Here is an 18,297-nt window from a genome sequence, read left to right as displayed (position 1 = left end):
ATCCTCCTTATCGGCATGACACAGTGACTTCTTTTTGCCGCAATGTCTGTAAAACGCCGTCTTTTTCATCTATCTGCTGCAGAATGGAGCGGACCAGCGCGTATTCCGGACCGGACGGATGAATGGCATAGTACCGCCACTGGCCTTCCCGTCTTTCCCGCACAAGCCCGGCGTTCTTTAATTTCCGCAAGTGCTGGCTGATGCCGGGCTGACTCATGCCAAATATGGCCGTCAGCTCACAGACACAGTATTCCTTCTCCTTCAGAAACTTCAGCATCAAAAGCCTTGTCGTGTCGCTGAGAAGCTTGAGGCATTGGCTGACCCCTTCGGAACTTAAGGCGTTATGCTGCCGTTGCATGCTCTCACTCCTTTTTTACATCATTATATAAGCGGCTGTTTATATAAGTAAATAACAATATAAAAAAGCCGGCTTTGCACGTTTTGCAAAACCGGCTCATGTTTATTTTTGGAACAGCTTTTTCGCTTCATCCATTGCTAATTTATTTCCCAGTGCCGAATAATCAAGCCAAGGCTGATCGGCAATCTTATAGACGTGGTTTGCTTTCACGGCCTTCAGCCCTTTCCATACAGCGCTTTTTTGCAATTCTTTAAAAGCTTGCTGTGACTTGTCGTCTCTGTTAACGACCACGAAAATCGCATCTGCGTTGTAATCCGGCAGCACTTCCTGAGAAATGACCTCATAAGGGCGGGAGGTGTTCATGTCTTTAATGCCGTCAGCAGGCTTCAGTTTCAGGTCATCAAACAGAATCGGACCCATCGGGCGGCGTGTGCTGAAGACGCGAAGTTCTTTTGCATTCACGCGGATCGCCATGACTTTGGCGTTTTTTCCTAATTCCTTATCGATCATAGATTTGACTTGTTTTGTTTCATCTTCGTAATCTTGAATAAAGGTTTTCGCTTCTTTTTCACGGTTGACGATTTTTCCGATGTCTTTTAAATGATCGCGCCAAGTGCCTTTATCAAGGTCGAAAACGTGTGTGTTTCCGATTTTCTTGTATTTTGACACATCTTTTCCTGCAAATTCTTTATCAAGATAAATGTTGTCAGGGTTCAGTTCGAGTAACGCTTCCATATCCGGATCTGAGGCAGGGCCGAGTTTTTTCGTGTCTTTCAGCTGATTTTTTACATGAGGGAGAAAATCTTTTAATTCTCCGCCCACGACGGAACCGGCCGGTGTAATGCCGAGAGCCAGCAGATCATTTGTCAGGTGAATGGACATCGAAGCAATTTTATGATCGCCGGATGCCTTATTTGTCTCCGGCTGTGTTGAATCGGATTGGCAGGCAGCCAATAAGAAAATACACATGAAACTGACGAGGGCAATTATTTTTTTCATGAGAAGACTCCTTATTTTATGTTTTGATTTTCATAACCAGATAGAGAAAATACGGCGCGCCGATGGCTGCAGCAACCACGCCGGCCGGAATGGCGTTCGGCTGAAACAGAGAGCGGCCGATGGTATCTGCCGCGACAAGAATGACAAGGCCGATTAACCCCGCAATCGGGATGATATGCTGATGCATGGTGCCGACGAGCCGTCTCGCCAAGTGAGGGGCGGCAAAGCCGATAAAGCCGATTCCGCCGGCCATCGCCACACTCGCGCAAGACAGGCCGACCGCTATGGCGATCAGCATGATCCTTTTTCTCTGCACGTGTGCGCCAAGTCCTGCGGCGGCCTGGTCACCGAGCATTAAAATGTTCAAAGACCGGGCGTTAAGCCATGCAAGCGGGGCGAGAATGCCGATCCAGGGCAATAGCGACCACACGTGAATCCAGTCCCTGCCCCAGACGTTTCCCACCAGCCAGCGGGAAGCGAATGTATAGGTTTCTTCATTCAGACGCAGCGACATAAACAATGTAACGGCGCTGAAGCCCGCGGAAACGGCAATCCCGACTAACAGCATGCGGATCGTTAAAAAGCCGTTCAGCCTGTCGTACGTGAGCACTACGATCAGCAGGGCGGCGAGGGTTCCGCCCGCAAACGTAAATAACGGGATGAACATCGACGCCTGCGCCTCGAGTGAATGAAAGAACGTGATATACATCATCAGGCCGAACGAAGCCCCGGCATGAAGCCCAAGGATACCCGGATCGGCAAGCGGATTCCGGGATACGCCCTGCAAAATAGCGCCCGACACGCCTAAGCCGATACCGGCCAGCATCGTCACCAGTATCCGGGGGAGCCGGTAATCGAATAAAACGGTTGTGCTTTGAAACGTGCCGTATCCGAACAGCGTTTTTCCCACCGTAAAGGGAGAAAGCCGGAATGAGCCCGTATGCAGCCCGATCAGAATAATGCAAACGGCGATGATCAGCAGAATGAGGCCTGCCGCCGCCGCTTTTTTGGTTTCCTTCTGCACCTTCATTTATAATTCTCTCCCTTCCTTGCGGGCAATATAAAGAAAGAAAGGGACACCGACAAGAGCGACCATGATGCCTATTGCCAATTCTCTCGGGGGACTGACCGTGCGTGAGGCCAAGTCGGCCAAAATCAAAAGAATCGCCCCAAGCAACGCGGACATCGGAATAATCAGCCTGTACGTAACGCCGACGAACTTGCGGGCGATATGGGGGATGACCAGCCCGACGAAGCCGATTGCACCGGCAGCGGAAACAGACACACCGGCAAGAACGACGGCGATCATTAATCCCGCGGCACGCGTCAGAGCGGTGTTCACCCCTAAATTCGCCGCAACGTCATTTCCCATTGAGAGAAGGGTGACGGACCGGCCCATGAATGTCGCGAGAATGATGAAGACCGCAATCACGGGAGCAAGGACTTGTAAATGAGCCCACTTGATTCCTGAGACCCCGCCGGCGTACCAGAAGGCCAAATCCTGGCTTAAATCGTAATAAATCGCCACACCTGTGCTGAGTGAATGTAATAGAGCGGCTACAACCGCCCCGGCAAGCGTCACCTTTAAAGGTGTCATGCTGCTTTTTCCCGCCGCGCTGATAAAGAAAATCAAGCCTGTGCTTGCCAGTGCGCCCAAAAACGACATTACCATCAGCAGGGCGTATGACAAATGAGGGAAAAAAGCAAAGCTGAGCGCAACAACAAACATGGCTCCCGCATTTACGCCTAAGACACCCGAATCGGCAAGCGGGTTTCTCGTGACACCTTGCATGAGGGCGCCCGCTGCTGCAAATGCGGCGCCTGTAACGGCCGCGCCGAGCACTCTCGGCAGACGCAATTCATGAATGATCTGCTGGCCCGTCATGTTTGGATTGTAATCAGCAATCGCCGACCACACCGTATGTAAAGTAATGTCTTTCGCGCCGAATGAGACGGCGAAAAAAATAGACACAAGCAGTCCGATTACCGCGATCAGGAAGAAAATCCCGTTTTTTAAGATGCCGATCAGACGGCTTGCGGACGTGACAGAATCGCTCAAAAATCAATTCACCTACTTTTATGATCATTGTCCGGTATTTATTGAACATGAGAATCATTTTCATTTGAACCATCATATTATAACCAGCCGATTTTCAAAACGCAATAGAGTGTTCAACAATGATGCCCTTTTTTCTTTCATGTTTATATTGTAAAAAAGAAGTGAAAAACGTGAAAGAGGGAATTGAATATAATCAGAAAGGGGGGAGACAAATGGCGGGAGAACGAAAGCCTTTGCCGATTGAATTTTACCAAAGGCCGTCAGTAGAGCTTGCTCCTTTATTGCTCGGCTGTCTCTTAGTAAAAGAGACGGATGAGGGAACGGCTTCAGGCTTTATCGTGGAAACGGAAGCTTATATGGGAGCGGAAGACCGGGCGGCGCACAGCTTTGGCAACCGGCGCACGAAACGGACGGAAATTATGTTCCACGAGGCGGGCCGCATTTATACATACGTCATGCACACCCATACATTAATGAACGTCGTCACCGCTGACATCGGCATTCCGCAGGCCGTGTTAATCAGGGCGGCACAGCCCCATGAAGGTCAGTTCCTGATGGAGCACAGGAGACCGGGCAGACCCCCGAGAGAGTGGACAAACGGCCCGGGGAAGCTGACGAAGGCGATGGGCATTTCAATGAATGACTACGGCGGCATGATCACGGAACCGCCGCTGTATATTACGGAAGGCTTTACACCGGAGCATATATCAACTGGCCCGAGAATCGGGATTGACAACAGCGGAGAAGCCCGGGATTATCCGTGGCGCTATTGGGTGACGGGGAACCGGTATGTCTCACGCTGACTATGTTTACAGCCGCTGATAATAGGGGAAAGACAAGGTAAAAGAAAGGGGATTCAAACATTGAAAAAATTTTTCAAAACAATTATCAAATGGGCGCCCGTCATCTATCCGATCATCAGAAAAATCATAAAAGATCGGAAGGCATCTAAGCGAAACCGCATGTCCGCATCCCGAACAGCCGGCTGATCCGGCTGTTTTTTTACGGGCTTTGCCTCAGGCTGCCGCATTGACTTGAAAACCTCCCCATTATAGAATTTACATACATTTACCCCTTTTCCATCCTTTTTGCCTATTTTTTACGTCTGCATCTGATCTGATAGGAGGTTTTTCTCATGCTTCATGGGCGGCTTCGTGAACTTCTGCGCTTGCTTTTAGCTGCTGAAACACCGGTTACAAGCTCAGTCATCGCTGCAAAAGTAAAGGTAACGACGCGGACGGTCCGCAATGACATAAAGGAACTGCAAACCATTGTCGAAAAACACGGCGCTTCCATTCAGTCTGTCAGAGGGAGCGGCTATAAGCTGCTGATCCGGGATGAGCAGCCGTTTAAAAACTGGCTTCAGGACAATTTCCAGCAGAACAGCGCCGTGCCGATTTTTCCCGAAGAACGGATAGATTATCTTATGAAAAGACTGCTTCTGACCGACGGCTACCTCAAGCTGGATGACTTGGCAGAAGAATTGTTCATCAGTAAATCCACACTTCAATCCGATCTGAAAGAAGTAAAAAAACGGCTCCGCCCCTATGACATCATTTTGGAAACAAGGCCGAACTACGGCTTTAAACTGCGCGGTGAAGAGCTCCGTCTCCGTTATTGTATGGCGGAATACTTAGTGGACGACCGCGAGCCTGAGCCTGATCTCCTGAGTGAGAAGGCCGGTATTCTGCCGAAAGACGACATTCAAGTGATCCGATCAGCCATTATGAAGCAGGTTCGAAACCATAAGATCCCGCTTTCTTTCTTCGGCCTGAACAATCTCATCATCCATATCGCCATTGCCTGCAAACGAATCCGGACAGAAAACTATGTATCTCTCATTCCGGAGGATCTTCATGATATTAAGCTTGAAACAGAATATCAGTCAGCGGAAGCCATCGTCAAAGAGCTTGAATCGGCGCTATCTGTCACCTTTCCTGAACAGGAAACCGCCTATATCGCCATTCACCTGCTCGGGACAAAACGCATGACCCAGTCACAAATGGAAGGAAAAGAGCTTACAAGGTTGATAGACGGGGAGACCAGCCGTTTGACAGAGGCGATGATTGAAGCCATTGAGCGGGAGCTGAAGCTCGGAATCACGGACGATAATGAGCTGAAAGCCGGTCTTGCGCTCCATATCAAGCCGGCGATTAACCGAAACCGGTACGGAATGAACCTGAGAAACCCGATGCTTTCCGCCATAAAGGAAAATTACCCGCTCGCATTTGAAGCGGGAGTGATTGCGGGAATCGTGATTAAGGAGCAAACCGGCATTGATATCCATGAAAATGAGATCGGATACTTGGCGCTTCATTTCGGAGCGGCCATCGAAAGGAGAAAGACAGAACGGCCGCCTAAACGCTGCTTGATTGTCTGTGCGTCCGGCGCCGGCAGCGCGCAGCTTTTAAGAGAAAAGCTCCGTTCACGGTTCGCAAAGCGCCTTGAAATCGTCGGAACGGCTGATTACTGCAGCCTTGACCAGCTTTCCTTTGAGTCGATTGATTTTGTGGTCAGTACAGTGCCGATCAAAAAAGACCTGCCCGTTCCCGTATTAAAGGTTCATACACTGTTGGGAGGCGGGGATTTTACAAAAATCGACGCCATGCTGGAAGAAAAGCGGGAACAATTGAACTTTCTGAAACCGGAGCTGGTTTTTTTGCAGCAGGATCTGGAGACGAAGGAGGACGTCATCCGTTTTCTCGGACATCAGGTTGCAAAAGCCGGCCTCGCTTCTGATACTCTGACCGATTCTATTTTTGAAAGGGAAGCAATTTCTCCTACGAGTTTCGGCAATCTCACGGCGATTCCGCATCCGCTCGTTCCGCAGACAGACACGACGTTTTGGGCGGTGTGCACGCTGAAAAAACCGATTGACTGGGCGGATAAGCGTGTCCAATTTGTCTGCCTGCTTTGCGTCGAGAAAGAGAGCAAAGCCGACCTCCAGCATATGTACAAATGGCTGGGGGGCATGTTAGATGATCCGGCCGCGGTGAGCCGTCTCTTAAAATGCACAGCCTATCACGAGGTTTTACAAGTATTCAGAGACAAACGATCAGAGAAAGACCGGGATACACCTTTTTTCCGTTAGCAGCGGAAAAAGCCTGAGTAGTTATGAAAGCGATTTCATAATATGATGGTATTAACACCGAGACATACAAAATATCAAACTTTCAGGAGGTCTTTTACATGAATATATTACTCGTTTGTGCAGCAGGGATGTCAACAAGCTTACTCGTTACAAAGATGGAAAAAAGCGCGCAGGAACAAGGAAAAGAATATAAAATCTGGGCTGTCTCAGGCGATTCAGTCAACCAGCATATTGATAAAGCGGACGTATTGCTGCTTGGGCCTCAAGTCCGTTATTTGCTTCCGCAGCTGAAAAAATTGGGTGAATCAAAAGGCGTGCCGGTTGAAGTCATTAATACCGTCCATTACGGCACATGCAACGGAGCGGAGGTTCTGAAATCAGCAGAACAGCTCGGAAACGCATCGTAGAAAGGGGCGGGCCGTGTGAATAAGGTGAATCAGTTTTTAGAAGAGAAAGTCATGCCCATTGCCGGGAAAATTGCTTCCCAGCGGCATCTGCAAGCATTGCGTGACGGGATCATCCTCACCATGCCGCTTATCATCATCGGTTCGTTTTTTCTGATCATCGGCAACCTGCCGATTCCGGGATACGCGGATTTCATGGCGAAGACGTTCGGAAGCGCGTGGTCTCAAAAACTGCAATATCCGGTTGATGCGACCTTTGAAATCATGGGCCTTGTCGCCGCTTTTGGAATCGCCTACCGCTTGGCCGAAAAATACGGGGTGGACGCTTTATCGGCCGGTGCGATATCTCTGGCGGCGTTTCTTTTGGCAACGCCGTACAAAGTTCCGTTTCTGCCGTCCGGCGCAAAAGAGGAAATCATGGTGGGCGGCGGCATTCCGCTTTCTCTCATGGGAAGCAAAGGGCTGTTTGTTGCAATGATCATCGCCATGCTGTCGACGGAAATCTACCGCCTGATCATCCAGCGGAATTTCGTCTTCAAAATGCCGGACGGCGTGCCTCCGGCGGTCAGCAAATCGTTTGTCGCTTTAATTCCCGGTTTTGCCGTTGTCTTTCTCATCTGGGGTGCGCGTTTAATCGTCGAAGCGACGCCGTTTGAAAGCCTTCATAATATTGTAAGCGTTGTATTGGGGACACCGCTCTCGATTCTTGGGGGAAGTCTCGGCGGAAGCCTGATAGCCGAAACGGTTCAAATGCTCTTGTGGGCGTGCGGATTACACGGGGCGAACATTGTCGGCGGCGTCATGGCGCCGATCTGGTTCGGAGCGATGGATGCCAACCGGATTGCATTTCAGGCGGGCGATGCGCTGCCGAATATTTTCACCCAGCAGTTCTTTGAAATCTGGATCAACATCGGAGGAAGCGGCGCGACACTGGCGCTCGTGGTCACCATGTTTCTCCGCGCGCGAAGCAAGCAGATGAAGCAGCTTGGGAAACTCGCCATCGGGCCGGCCGTCTTTAATATTAATGAGCCGATTATTTTCGGAATGCCGATCGTCATGAACCCGATGCTTCTCATCCCGTTCATCATCACACCGCTTGTCACACTGACTCTTACCTATATCGGCATGAGCACAGGCCTCGTCGCCAAACCTGCCGGCATTGCCGTCCCGTGGACGATGCCGCCGATTTTCTCCGGCTATCTGGCCACAGGCGGAAAAATATCAGGGGCTGTCATGCAGGCGATTAATATCATCGCAGCCTTTATCGTGTACTATCCGTTCTTCAGAATGTGGGATTCGCAAAAGCTGAAAGAAGAAAACGAACTTGAACAATCGCAGGCTCCAGCCGTACAGGGAGACCAAAAAGCCGTGCTTTAGAGAAAGGGAGTGAAAGACATGAATGAGAAAATGGAACAGACCATTTTTCAGATCATCCTGCATGGCGGCAATGGCAGAAGCGCATCAATGGAGGCCATTGCCGCCGCAAAGCAGGGAGACAGAGCCCTGGCGGAAGAAAAGCTTCAGGAAGCCGCAAGGGAACTGACTGAAGCCCATCATTATCAGACAGAACTGATCCAAAATGAAGCCGGCGGAGAAAAAACAGACATGACGCTTTTGATGGTACATGCGCAAGACCATTTAATGAATGCCATGACCGTGAAAGACTTGGCCGCAGAGTTAGTCGAGATTTATGAAAAAGTGAGTCTGCAAGGGGGAGCAAAAATATGACAAAAGGAATTAAAATTGTAACGATCGGCGGAGGTTCAAGCTATACACCGGAGCTTGTGGAAGGCATCATTAAGCGCTATGATGAACTGCCTGTCAGAGAATTATGGCTCGTCGACATTCCCGAAGGCGAGAAAAAACTCAATATCGTCGGCACGCTTGCAAAACGCATGGTCGAAAAAGCGGGGGTTCCAATAGAGGTTCACCTGACGCTTGACCGGAGAGAAGCCTTGAAGGATGCGGATTTCGTAACAACTCAATTCCGCGTCGGTCTTCTTGAGGCCCGCGCCAAAGATGAACGGATTCCGTTAAAATACGGCGTAATCGGGCAGGAGACAAACGGCCCGGGCGGTTTATTCAAAGGGCTGCGCACCATTCCGGTTATTCTGGAAATCGCGAAAGACATCGAAGAGCTTTGTCCGAATGCATGGCTCGTGAATTTCACAAACCCTGCCGGCATGGTTACCGAGGCCTTGCTTCGCTACTCGAATCTCACAAAAGTCGTCGGCCTCTGCAATGTGCCGATCGGCATTAAAATGGGCGTCGCTAAAGCCTTGGATGTCGATGTCAGCCGGATTGAGGTGCAATTTGCCGGGCTGAATCACATGGTCTTCGGATTAGATGTTTTCTTAGACGGTGTCAGCGTGAAGGATAAAGTCATCGAAGCCATGGGAGACCCGGAAAACGCCATGACGATGAAGAACATTTCCGGAGCGGAATGGGAGCCTGAATTCCTGAAGGCGCTCGATCTGATTCCTTGCGGCTACCACCGCTATTATTTCAAAACGAAAGAAATGCTCGAGCATGAAATAGAAGCGTCACAGACGGAGGGCACACGCGCCGAAGTCGTGCAGAAGGTTGAGAAAGAACTGTTCGAACTGTATAAAGACCCGAATCTCGCCATCAAACCGCCGCAGCTTGAGAAACGGGGCGGAGCGTACTACAGTGACGCGGCCTGCAACCTGATCAGCTCCATCTATAACGACAAACATGATATCCAGCCCGTCAATACGATAAACAACAGCGCGATCGCCAGCATCCCGAATGACTCAGCAGTCGAAGTGAACTGTGTCATAACGAAAGACGGACCGAAACCGATCGCCGTCGGTGATCTGCCGGTATCCGTCCGCGGGCTCGTCCAGCAAATCAAATCATTTGAACGCGTGGCCGCTGAAGCAGCCGTCACGGGAGATTATCAAACGGCGCTCCTTGCGATGACGATCAATCCGCTTGTGCCATCTGATAAGATCGCGAAAGAAATACTCGATGAAATGCTTGAGGCGCATAAAGAATATCTTCCAAAATTTTTTAACTCTGTCGAAGCTTAAACAAAAGGTTCCAGTACGGGTGTGCTGGAACCTATTTTATTTCACCAGACTGCCGCTTAAATCCAGCCCCATTGAAACAACTTTGCACCCCGCGTTCGACTCATTCTTTATTAGATAAAGGAGGGATTCGAACTTGAGTTCATTGAACAGAATCCTGGAAGAGAAAGTCATGCCCGCAGCTGCAAGGGTAGCTGGCCAGCGTCACCTGCAGTCTCTCCGCGATGGCATTGTCTTAACAATGCCGCTGATTATTATTGGGTCGCTGTTTCTAATTTTAGCGAATTTGCCGATCCCTGGTTATGCAGATTTTATGGCTGGTTTATTCGGTAAGCAATGGGCAGATCAATTATCTTACCCGGTCAGTGCAACCTGCGGCATCATGGCGCTCGACGCGACATTCGGCATTTCTTTTCGCTTGGCAGAAAAGTATAAAGTGGATGCTCTTTCAGCTGGAGCCATTGCAGTTGCTGCATTTCTGCTGGCGACACCTTATCAAATTCCGTTTACACCAGATGGGTCAACAAAGGAGGTCCTTGTCTCAGGCGGCATTCCTGTTTCGTTAATGGGCAGTAAAGGTCTATTTGTCGCAATGGTTATTGCTATGCTCTCAACTGAAATCTACAGGTGGATTATTCAGAAGAAAATTGTCTTCAAAATGCCTGATAGGCGTACCTCCTGCAGTCTGCAAATCATTTACAGCGTTTATTCCAGGTTTCGCAGTCATTGGCGTTGTCTGGGCAGCAAGGTCATTCATTGAACTCACGCCTTTTCAAAGCCTTCACAACGTGATAGGAGAACTTTTAGGCAAACCTTGGCGGAAGTCTGACGGGGAGTTTAATAGCTGAATTTACACAAATGCTTTATGGTCCTGCGGTTTGCATGGCGCAAGCATCGTCGGCGGAATCATGTTTCCGATTTGGTATGGTGCAATGGATGAGAAGCGACTTGCGTTTCAGGCCGCTGAAGCATTGCCGCATATTTTTACAAAACAACTTTTCGACATATTTATTAATATTGGCGGAAGCGGGGCGGTTCGTTCAAAAGCAAATGAAGCAGCTCAGCCATCTTGCGCTTGGTCCTGCCTGCTTTAATATTAATGAACCGATTATTTTCGGTTTGCCGATTGTCAGGAATCCGATGCTGTTAATCCCCTTTATCATCACGCCGCTCTTAACGGTAACTGTCATTTACATTGGGATGAGCACCGGCCTAGTTGCAAAGCCAACAGGAATATTTGTGCCATGGACGATGCCGCCGATCTTTTCAGGCTATCTGGCTACGGGTGGAAATATCAGGAGCTGTCATGCAAATCATCAATATCGCCATCTCATTCACCGTATATTATCCATTCTTTAGAAAATCTAAGAAAAAGAACGAGCCCAAACCAAATAGGGCTCTTTTTATTATGAAGTCTGAAAATTATGATACCTTAAAAGAATCATCTATAAAGGGGTGCTGCTTAATGAATGAAGTAGTGAAAGTGTTGGAAGTAGAGTTAGGGGCGATATTAAATGCTTCGAACGACAATATTGTGATAACAGATGGGGAAGGGATCGTTTTAAAAGCAAGTCGTAATTGTGAAGATATTTACGGACGGCCGCTTTCTGAGATCATTGGGAAATCGGTGTTTGATTTACAAAGCAGATCGGTCTTTTCTCCGTCTGTTACCGCACGAGTGATTCAAGAAAAGAAGGAAATTCAAGTGATGCAAACGACCTCTGCTGGCAAATCCGTAATGGCGACGGGAATTCCGATTATGAAAAACGGAGAGATATTTAGAATCATCAGTTTCTCGCATGATTTAACGGAGATTAGGCGGCTGAAAGAAGATTATGAACAGCTTCAATCCAAGATGCGGCGATATGAAAAGGAGATTCAGGAATTGAAAAATAAGACCGCTAATTCTGGAGAGGTTGTCATCAATAGCGATCGAATGGAGAAACTTTGGGTATTATTGAACCGCGTTGCGGCGAGTGATGCCAATGTAGTCCTTCTGGGTGAATCCGGTGTAGGAAAAACGGCTTTTGCCCGCGCCCTCCATCAGGCCAGCCATCGTAAGGCGGGCCCTTTCATTGAAGTGAATTGCGGTGCCATCCCGGAAAACCTGTTTGAATCAGAGATGTTCGGTTATCAAGGCGGTGCATTTACTGGGGCAAATCAGAAAGGCAAAGCAGGCATGATTGAACTCGCTCAAAAAGGTACTTTATTTCTTGATGAAGTAGGGGAACTCCCATTTAGTATTCAGGTCAAACTCTTAAAAGTTCTGCAGGAAAAAAGGGTTACAAGAATTGGCGGAATCACAGGCAAACATGTCGATTTTCGACTGGTTTCGGCTTCAAATCAGAATTTAGAAGAGTTAGTTCAGCAGGGAAAATTCCGTGAAGATTTATTTTACCGCTTAAACGTCGTCCCCATAACCATTCCGCCGTTAAGAGAAAGAAAAGAAGAAATTGATCAGCTGATGATGCATTTTCTGGAAAAATTCAATCAGAAATATGGGACAAGCAAGTTTTTTCATGCCGAAGTGTTTCCGCTATTCTTACAGTACCATTGGCCAGGAAATGTAAGAGAACTCGAGAATATGATTGAAAGAATCATTGTTACGACTGACACCAATACGATCTATCCAAAAGATATTGGTTTTTTGACTGGTAAGACTCAGGCTGACTATGATTGGAGCTCGCTCTTCGAATTTAATTCGAGTGGGGGCACACTGCAGGACGCTTTAAAAGAAGTCGAGAAAGCATGGCTCAAGCGGGCCTACCGCCAATGTAAAACAACGTATGAGATGGCAGATATACTAGGGATCAGCCAAGCCACGGTTGTCAGGAGGCTCAAAAAATACAAGATCGATTCAAAATAAATGAAGATAATTCATTTTGAATCGAAGTAACCGCTTTTCATTCACTTTTAACTCATTGTGCGTATTTATAATCCCCCGTTACTTGGAATCAAATGATTGGCACGGAAATTGCATAAATAAAAGAAAAACGTTTGGGAGGTCTTATGATGAAAAAATATCAGCCTAAAAATTCTTTTGAATCTCCGCGCTACTGCGGGCCGCGGACATTTATGCGACTGCCTTACAGAGAACAGCTTGACGAGCATATGGATTTTGTCATCACGGGAATTCCGTTCGACTCCGGTCAATCTTTTAGAACAGGGGCGAGATTCGGCCCTGAAGCAGTGAGAGATTTCTCCATTCTTTTACGGCCTTATAACCCGGAACAAAATATTAAAATCTTTGATTATGTTTCAGGAGTAGACTATGGAGATATTCCTGTGGTCCCTGGGTACTTTAAAGAAACATATAAAAAAATCGAAGAAGGTATTTATTCAATAGCAGAAAAAGGGATCATTCCCATTACAATTGGCGGAGATCATTCGATTACGCTAGGGGAATTAAGAGCCCTAAAGAAAATTTACGGACCAGTCGCATTGCTTCAGTTCGATGCGCATTCAGATACATGGGACAGCTATTTTGAGCAAAAATACAACCACGGCACGGTTTTCCGCCGAGCGATCGAAGAAGGGCTTATCGATGTCTCACGTTCCATTCAAATTGGAATGCGGGGCGGACTTTATGGTGAAGAGGATCTAATGGATGCGAAAAATCTTGGGTTAGAAGTGTTTACGACGAATGAATACAAAAAGCTTGGTGTTGAAAAAATGCTTGATGTGATTCATCAGAGAGTCGGCAGCGGACCTGTTTTCTTATCATTCGATATCGATTTTCTCGATCCTGTTTATGCGCCGGGGACAGGGACCCCTGAGGTATCTGGAGCAAGTATTGATGATGCTTTGGCTTTCGTCAGGGGATTGACGGATATCGACTTTATCGGTTTTGACCTTGTAGAAGTTCTTCCTGCGTATGATCATGGTCAAATTACTGCAGCAGCGGCCGCTAACATCATTTATGAGTTTGTCACACTGACAGCCCTTGCGAAGAAGAAAGCTGAGGCTGAACTGCGGTTGGCCAAAGAGAGATAGTTCTTAACATAAATGACTGAATATTCTCAACTCGAAAGGGGGCTGGTGTTATGAATGGACTGGATGTCATGATGGTTGTCTTATATTTTGCTGCATTGATTTTTGTAGGTGTTTTAGGAGCGAGAAAAGCAAAAACTTCTGAAGATTATATCGTTGCCGGGCGTAATCTCGGCCTCACGATGTATTTAGCCTGTCTGGCTGCTGTTATATTAGGCGGTGCCTCTACAATTGGCACCGCCAAACTTGGCTATCAATTTGGCCTTTCAGGAATATGGATGGTTTTCATGCTTGGTCTGGGGATATCGGCAATCGGAGTTTTTCTGATTCGAAAAATGATGGCCTTGAAAGTACTCACCATCAGTGAGGTGCTTGAAAAACGTTTTAATTCGGAAACAAGGCTGATCAGCTCTTTAGTTGCTGCCATCTATACGCTGATGGTTACGGTGACACAGGTGATCAGTATGGGGACTATTCTCAATGTTCTGCTTGGCTGGAATTTAACGTTATCCATGATCACAGGCGGAGGAATTGTCCTGTTTTACACCTTGCTTGGCGGAATGTGGGCCATTACGATGACCGATATTATCCAATTTGTGATTATGACAGTTGGTATCTTCTTCATTATGCTGCCGATGAGTCTCCACAAAGCAGGAGGCTGGAGCACGCTTTTAGAGAGATTGCCGCCAGGATATTTTGATGCAGGATCTATCGGCATGTCAACCATCTTTCAATACTTCCTGCTGTTTTGCTTAGGTATGGCTGTCGGGCAGGACATCTGGCAGCGGGTCTTTACAGCAAGAACAACTAAAATCGCCCGGGCCGGCACGATTGGAGCAGGGGTCTACAGTTGTTTTTACGCAGTTGCTGTTTGTTTGATCGGAATGTGCGCCTATGTTGTTCTCCCGCACTTGAAAGACCCGCAAACAGCCTTTTCAAGTATGGCGCTCGCGACGCTTCCGCCTGGCATATTAGGGGTTGTTATCGCAAGTGTCATTTCCGCACTCATGTCGACAGCCTCAGGAACGATGCTGGCTTCATCAACTTTAATCGTAAATGATATTTTAAAACGATATATGTCGCCTCAGATGAACGAACAGCATTTTTTGAAAATATCCCGGTTGACAACGTTCGCAGTCGGAATCACGACGATCGTCATTTCAATTTGGATTCAAGATGTACTGACAGCGCTTGATGTGGCGTATGCTGTGCTATCCGGAGCGATATTCTTCCCGATTATTTTAGGATTCTTTTGGAAAAGAGCTACCGCACAAGCAGCATTTTATTCGATTTTGCTCAGTACTGCAGTTATCCTTGCGGGTCTTGCTATCAAAGGGGTGTCGTCGACAGAGCCGATTGTGTACGGGCTGCTTGTCAGTATCATCGTCATGATTACAGTCTCGCTTGCTGGTACATCAAAGAAAGAACCAGCTGCACTTAAAAAGTCTGAACCTTATTATTAAAGGCTAGGAGCTGATCGAAATTGAATGTGAAAAATGAACAGCTTTTCATTAATGGCGAATTTATAAAAGGAGAAGGAAAAGAACGTGCAATCATTGATCCTGCTTCGGGGCGCCTTATCACCGTCATTCAAGAAGCTTCGGGAGAACAAGCACGTGAAGCTGTCCAAGGTGCAGAACGGGCTTTTGTCCAAACAGACTGGGCTCAAAATCAATCCCTTCGTATAAAAGTCCTTCGCCGACTTTCGGATCTATTGGAAGCTTCCGCAGAGACATTTGCCGAAATCGAAACCCAAAATACCGGTAAACCGATTCGTGAATCAAGATTAGATATCAGTGATGCTGTGTCTTGTTTAAGATATTACGCTGATTTGCAAGAGTCGAAAAAAACGTGGTCCAAGGAAATGGATGACGGTTCAATCAGCCGAGTGATTGAAGGCCCCATGGGTGTCTGCGTTTTGATTGTACCGTGGAACTTTCCGCTGTTATTGGGAATTTGGAAACTGGCGCCGGCGTTAGCTGCGGGGAATGCAGTGGTTTTCAAGCCTTCTGAATGGACGCCGCTGTCATTTTTAACATTTGCAAAATTGGTCAAAGAGGCGGGCCTCCCAGATGGCATATTCAACTTAGTAACAGGAGATGGCTCGTCTGTCGGCCAAGAATTAATTAAGCACGGAGCGGTTCGGAAAGTCTCGTTTACTGGAAGTTCCAAAACGGGTCAACTGATTAATCGCGAATGTGCAGGCACATTTAAGCGAGTGTCACTTGAATTAGGAGGTAAATCGCCGCTTCTCGTCTTTGATGATGCAGACATTGAAGCAGCTTGTGATATTGCATTGTTTTCGTCTTATTTTAATCAGGGACAGGTCTGTGTCGCTGCTTCCCGTATACTCGTGCAAGATTCATTGTATGACAGTTTTTTAGCCAGGCTGACAGAGAGGGCTAAACAGATTAAAATTGGCGATCCTCGTGACGAAGAGACGGAAATGGGGCCTGTCATCAGTCAGGAGCACCTCGCAAAAATTGAACACTATATCAGAGCCGGGAAGGAAGAAGGGGCTCGTCTCGTGACTGGAGGTGAGCGGATCATTCCTCAAACCGGTTACTATATCACACCGGCAGTCTTCACGGACGTAAACCAATCGATGAAAATTGTTCAGGAAGAAATTTTCGGCCCGGTGATAACGGTTCAGGAATTTTCTAATGAAGATGAAGCCATCTCTTTGGCAAACGGTACGAGATTTGGCTTGGCAGCTGGTATTTTAACAGAAAATGAAGAAAAAGCCCTGCGAACAGCAGAAAGTCTTCATGCAGGGATCATTTGGATCAATAGCTATCATACACCGTATCTTGAAGCGCCATGGGGCGGGGTAAAACAGAGCGGGATAGGGAGAGAACTCGGACCTTATGGCCTCGCTTCGTTTACAGAGCCTAAACATATCAATATCACCAGCAAATTGAATCCTGTGGAATGGTATCAGTGGCATCCATCTGTTCTGAATAAGGGGTGATGACATGACAGAAGAAGCGGCAGGTTTTAGCAGTGATGGGATCATGCCTATTGAGACAGGGAAGAGGACGATGGGGTTCTTTTCAACTTTCTCGATTTGGACGGGCGCGAATATAGTGGTCACGACGATGTATACAGGGATGCTTTTTGTACCGGATATGACCTTTTGGCAAGCATTATGGCTCATTTTGCTCGGCTCCATTGCCGGCGCTGTCCCCTTGGTTTTAATGGGTAATATCGGAACACGAACAGGATTGCCGACGATGGTGTTAATGCGTCCGGCTTTCGGAATAAAAGGAGGTATTTTGCCTTCATCTGTCAACATTCTCATTTTAGTTGGCTGGTCATGGATCCAAGCTTATATGGCGGGGGCCAGTTTAAATGAGGCTGTTTATTTTTTAACAGGCTACAGCAACATTAATCTGTTCACAATAGTGACGCAAGCTTCTGTGCTTGTCATCACGTTATATGGGCATAAAGTCGTTGAATCTGCAGAAACGATTGTAGCGGCTATTATGGTGGTATTAACTGCTGTTTTGTTTGGGTTTATCTTTATGACGTTTCATCCGATTGAATTTCTGCAAATGAAAACAACTGCCGTTTCAGGAATCAAGGGCATAAGCGCATTTGATATTGTCGTCGCGACTGCATTTACTTGGGTGCCGATCGTCTGCGATTATAATCGGCATTGCAAAAATGAGCGAACGGGGATGGCAGGTACCTTTTTCGGTTATATTTTATCCACCGTCATTGCGATGGGACTTGGAGCGGCAGTTTCAGCTTTTGCGGTTTTAGGACATCAACAGCCTGATCACCAAATGGCGGGCATTATTGGACAGTATCATCCTATTCTCGGCTTTATTGCGGCCATTGTTATTTTTTTATCTGTTTTATCGACCAATGTGATGGTATTATACAGTGCTGTCATGTCTTATCTATCTATCTTCAGCAAACAGCGCTTCATTTTTCCTGCAATCGCTCTTGGTATCATTACCATTGGAGGTTCATTATTAAAAGAATGGCTGCTCGATCACTTTCAAAATTTTTTACTGATGATCGGTACGCTTTTTATTCCTATCTTTGCTATTGTACTGGTTGATTACTATATTGTTAGAAAAAAACACTATCATGTGGATGAAATGTTAACAGGGGAGAAGCGGTTTTATTGGTATCAAAAGGGGTTTCACGTACGGGTTTATTTCACCTATCTTTTTGGCGCTGTTTTCGCTTATTATTTTTCCTATGTGATCCCGCTGCCGATCGGCGTGACCATTCCTACTTTTATGGCTACAGGGCTATTTTACTTAGCAGTGCTTAAAGTAACGGAAAGAAGGGCGGCAGTGACGGAGATGGTGAAAAAAAACCTCTCTTAAAGA

Annotated in this window: 16 protein-coding genes and 1 pseudogene; 13 read left to right on the top strand and 4 right to left on the bottom strand. The window is 47.3% G+C overall.

What is annotated here, in order from left to right; all coding sequences use genetic code 11:
- Positions 1-7: 7 nt before the first annotated feature.
- The 4 genes from ACXN9U_RS18010 to ACXN9U_RS17995 form a co-directional block, all read right to left on the bottom strand.
- Complete coding sequence (locus ACXN9U_RS18010) at positions 8-358, bottom strand: ArsR/SmtB family transcription factor (protein WP_049627633.1); 351 nt, start codon at positions 356-358, stop codon at positions 8-10.
- Positions 359-460: 102 nt separating this feature from the next.
- Entirely contained in the window at positions 461-1,357 is an 897-nt protein-coding gene (locus tag ACXN9U_RS18005) for an ABC transporter substrate-binding protein (protein ID WP_060963943.1), read from the bottom strand.
- Between the two features lie 16 nt (positions 1,358-1,373).
- Positions 1,374-2,387 carry a FecCD family ABC transporter permease gene (locus tag ACXN9U_RS18000; protein WP_060963944.1) on the bottom strand — a complete coding sequence of 338 codons (1,014 nt, stop codon included), beginning with the start codon at positions 2,385-2,387 and terminating at the stop codon, positions 1,374-1,376.
- On the bottom strand, positions 2,388-3,386 hold the full coding sequence (locus tag ACXN9U_RS17995; protein ID WP_235588423.1) for a FecCD family ABC transporter permease: 999 nt from the start codon (positions 3,384-3,386) through the stop codon (positions 2,388-2,390).
- A 242-nt stretch (positions 3,387-3,628) separates the two neighbouring features.
- Here ACXN9U_RS17995 and ACXN9U_RS17990 point away from each other — a divergent pair, with 242 nt between their 5' ends.
- The 13 genes and pseudogenes from ACXN9U_RS17990 (at position 3,629) to ACXN9U_RS17930 (ending at position 18,294) form a co-directional block, all read left to right on the top strand.
- A complete protein-coding gene (locus ACXN9U_RS17990; RefSeq protein ID WP_489201996.1) occupies positions 3,629-4,219 on the top strand; it encodes a DNA-3-methyladenine glycosylase in 591 nt (196 codons plus the stop codon).
- A 51-nt stretch (positions 4,220-4,270) separates the two neighbouring features.
- Complete coding sequence (locus ACXN9U_RS17985; protein ID WP_420913148.1) at positions 4,271-4,405, top strand: hypothetical protein; 135 nt, start codon at positions 4,271-4,273, stop codon at positions 4,403-4,405.
- A 146-nt stretch (positions 4,406-4,551) separates the two neighbouring features.
- Complete coding sequence (gene licR, locus ACXN9U_RS17980; RefSeq protein ID WP_060963946.1) at positions 4,552-6,507, top strand: transcriptional regulator LicR; 1,956 nt, start codon at positions 4,552-4,554, stop codon at positions 6,505-6,507.
- A 98-nt stretch (positions 6,508-6,605) separates the two neighbouring features.
- Positions 6,606-6,914, top strand: coding sequence for a PTS lichenan transporter subunit IIB (licB, locus tag ACXN9U_RS17975; protein WP_003150863.1), 309 nt, complete (start codon positions 6,606-6,608; stop codon positions 6,912-6,914).
- 15 nt (positions 6,915-6,929) lie between these two features.
- The gene (gene celB, locus ACXN9U_RS17970; RefSeq protein ID WP_101605352.1) at positions 6,930-8,288 is read left to right on the top strand and encodes a PTS cellobiose transporter subunit IIC; all 1,359 of its coding nucleotides are present in this window, start codon (positions 6,930-6,932) and stop codon (positions 8,286-8,288) included.
- Positions 8,289-8,306: 18 nt separating this feature from the next.
- Positions 8,307-8,639, top strand: a complete 333-nt coding sequence (gene licA / locus ACXN9U_RS17965; protein ID WP_060963948.1) for a PTS lichenan transporter subunit IIA — start codon at positions 8,307-8,309, stop codon at positions 8,637-8,639.
- Entirely contained in the window at positions 8,636-9,964 is a 1,329-nt protein-coding gene (gene licH, locus ACXN9U_RS17960; RefSeq protein ID WP_060963949.1) for a 6-phospho-beta-glucosidase LicH, read from the top strand. The genes licA and licH overlap by 4 nt, the downstream gene beginning before the upstream one ends.
- Positions 9,965-10,097: 133 nt before the next feature.
- Positions 10,098-11,342: pseudogene (gene celB, locus ACXN9U_RS17955) on the top strand (PTS cellobiose transporter subunit IIC); the annotation flags it as partial.
- A gap of 84 nt (positions 11,343-11,426) precedes the next feature.
- Positions 11,427-12,827 carry a sigma-54 interaction domain-containing protein gene (locus tag ACXN9U_RS17950; protein ID WP_060965094.1) on the top strand — a complete coding sequence of 467 codons (1,401 nt, stop codon included), beginning with the start codon at positions 11,427-11,429 and terminating at the stop codon, positions 12,825-12,827.
- Positions 12,828-12,973: 146 nt separating this feature from the next.
- Entirely contained in the window at positions 12,974-13,954 is a 981-nt protein-coding gene (speB, locus tag ACXN9U_RS17945) for an agmatinase (protein ID WP_489201995.1), read from the top strand.
- 50 nt (positions 13,955-14,004) lie between these two features.
- Positions 14,005-15,414, top strand: coding sequence for a sodium:solute symporter family protein (locus ACXN9U_RS17940; RefSeq protein WP_060963951.1), 1,410 nt, complete (start codon positions 14,005-14,007; stop codon positions 15,412-15,414).
- 26 nt (positions 15,415-15,440) lie between these two features.
- Positions 15,441-16,922: an aldehyde dehydrogenase family protein gene (locus ACXN9U_RS17935; protein ID WP_060965095.1), complete on the top strand. Its 1,482-nt coding sequence runs from the start codon at positions 15,441-15,443 to the stop codon at positions 16,920-16,922.
- 4 nt (positions 16,923-16,926) lie between these two features.
- A complete protein-coding gene (locus ACXN9U_RS17930) occupies positions 16,927-18,294 on the top strand; it encodes a purine-cytosine permease family protein (RefSeq protein WP_060963952.1) in 1,368 nt (455 codons plus the stop codon).
- Positions 18,295-18,297: the final 3 nt, after the last annotated feature.

The organism is Bacillus sp. BACIII (genome assembly GCF_057836745.1).
This window is presented reverse-complemented; position numbering and strand designations above follow the sequence as displayed.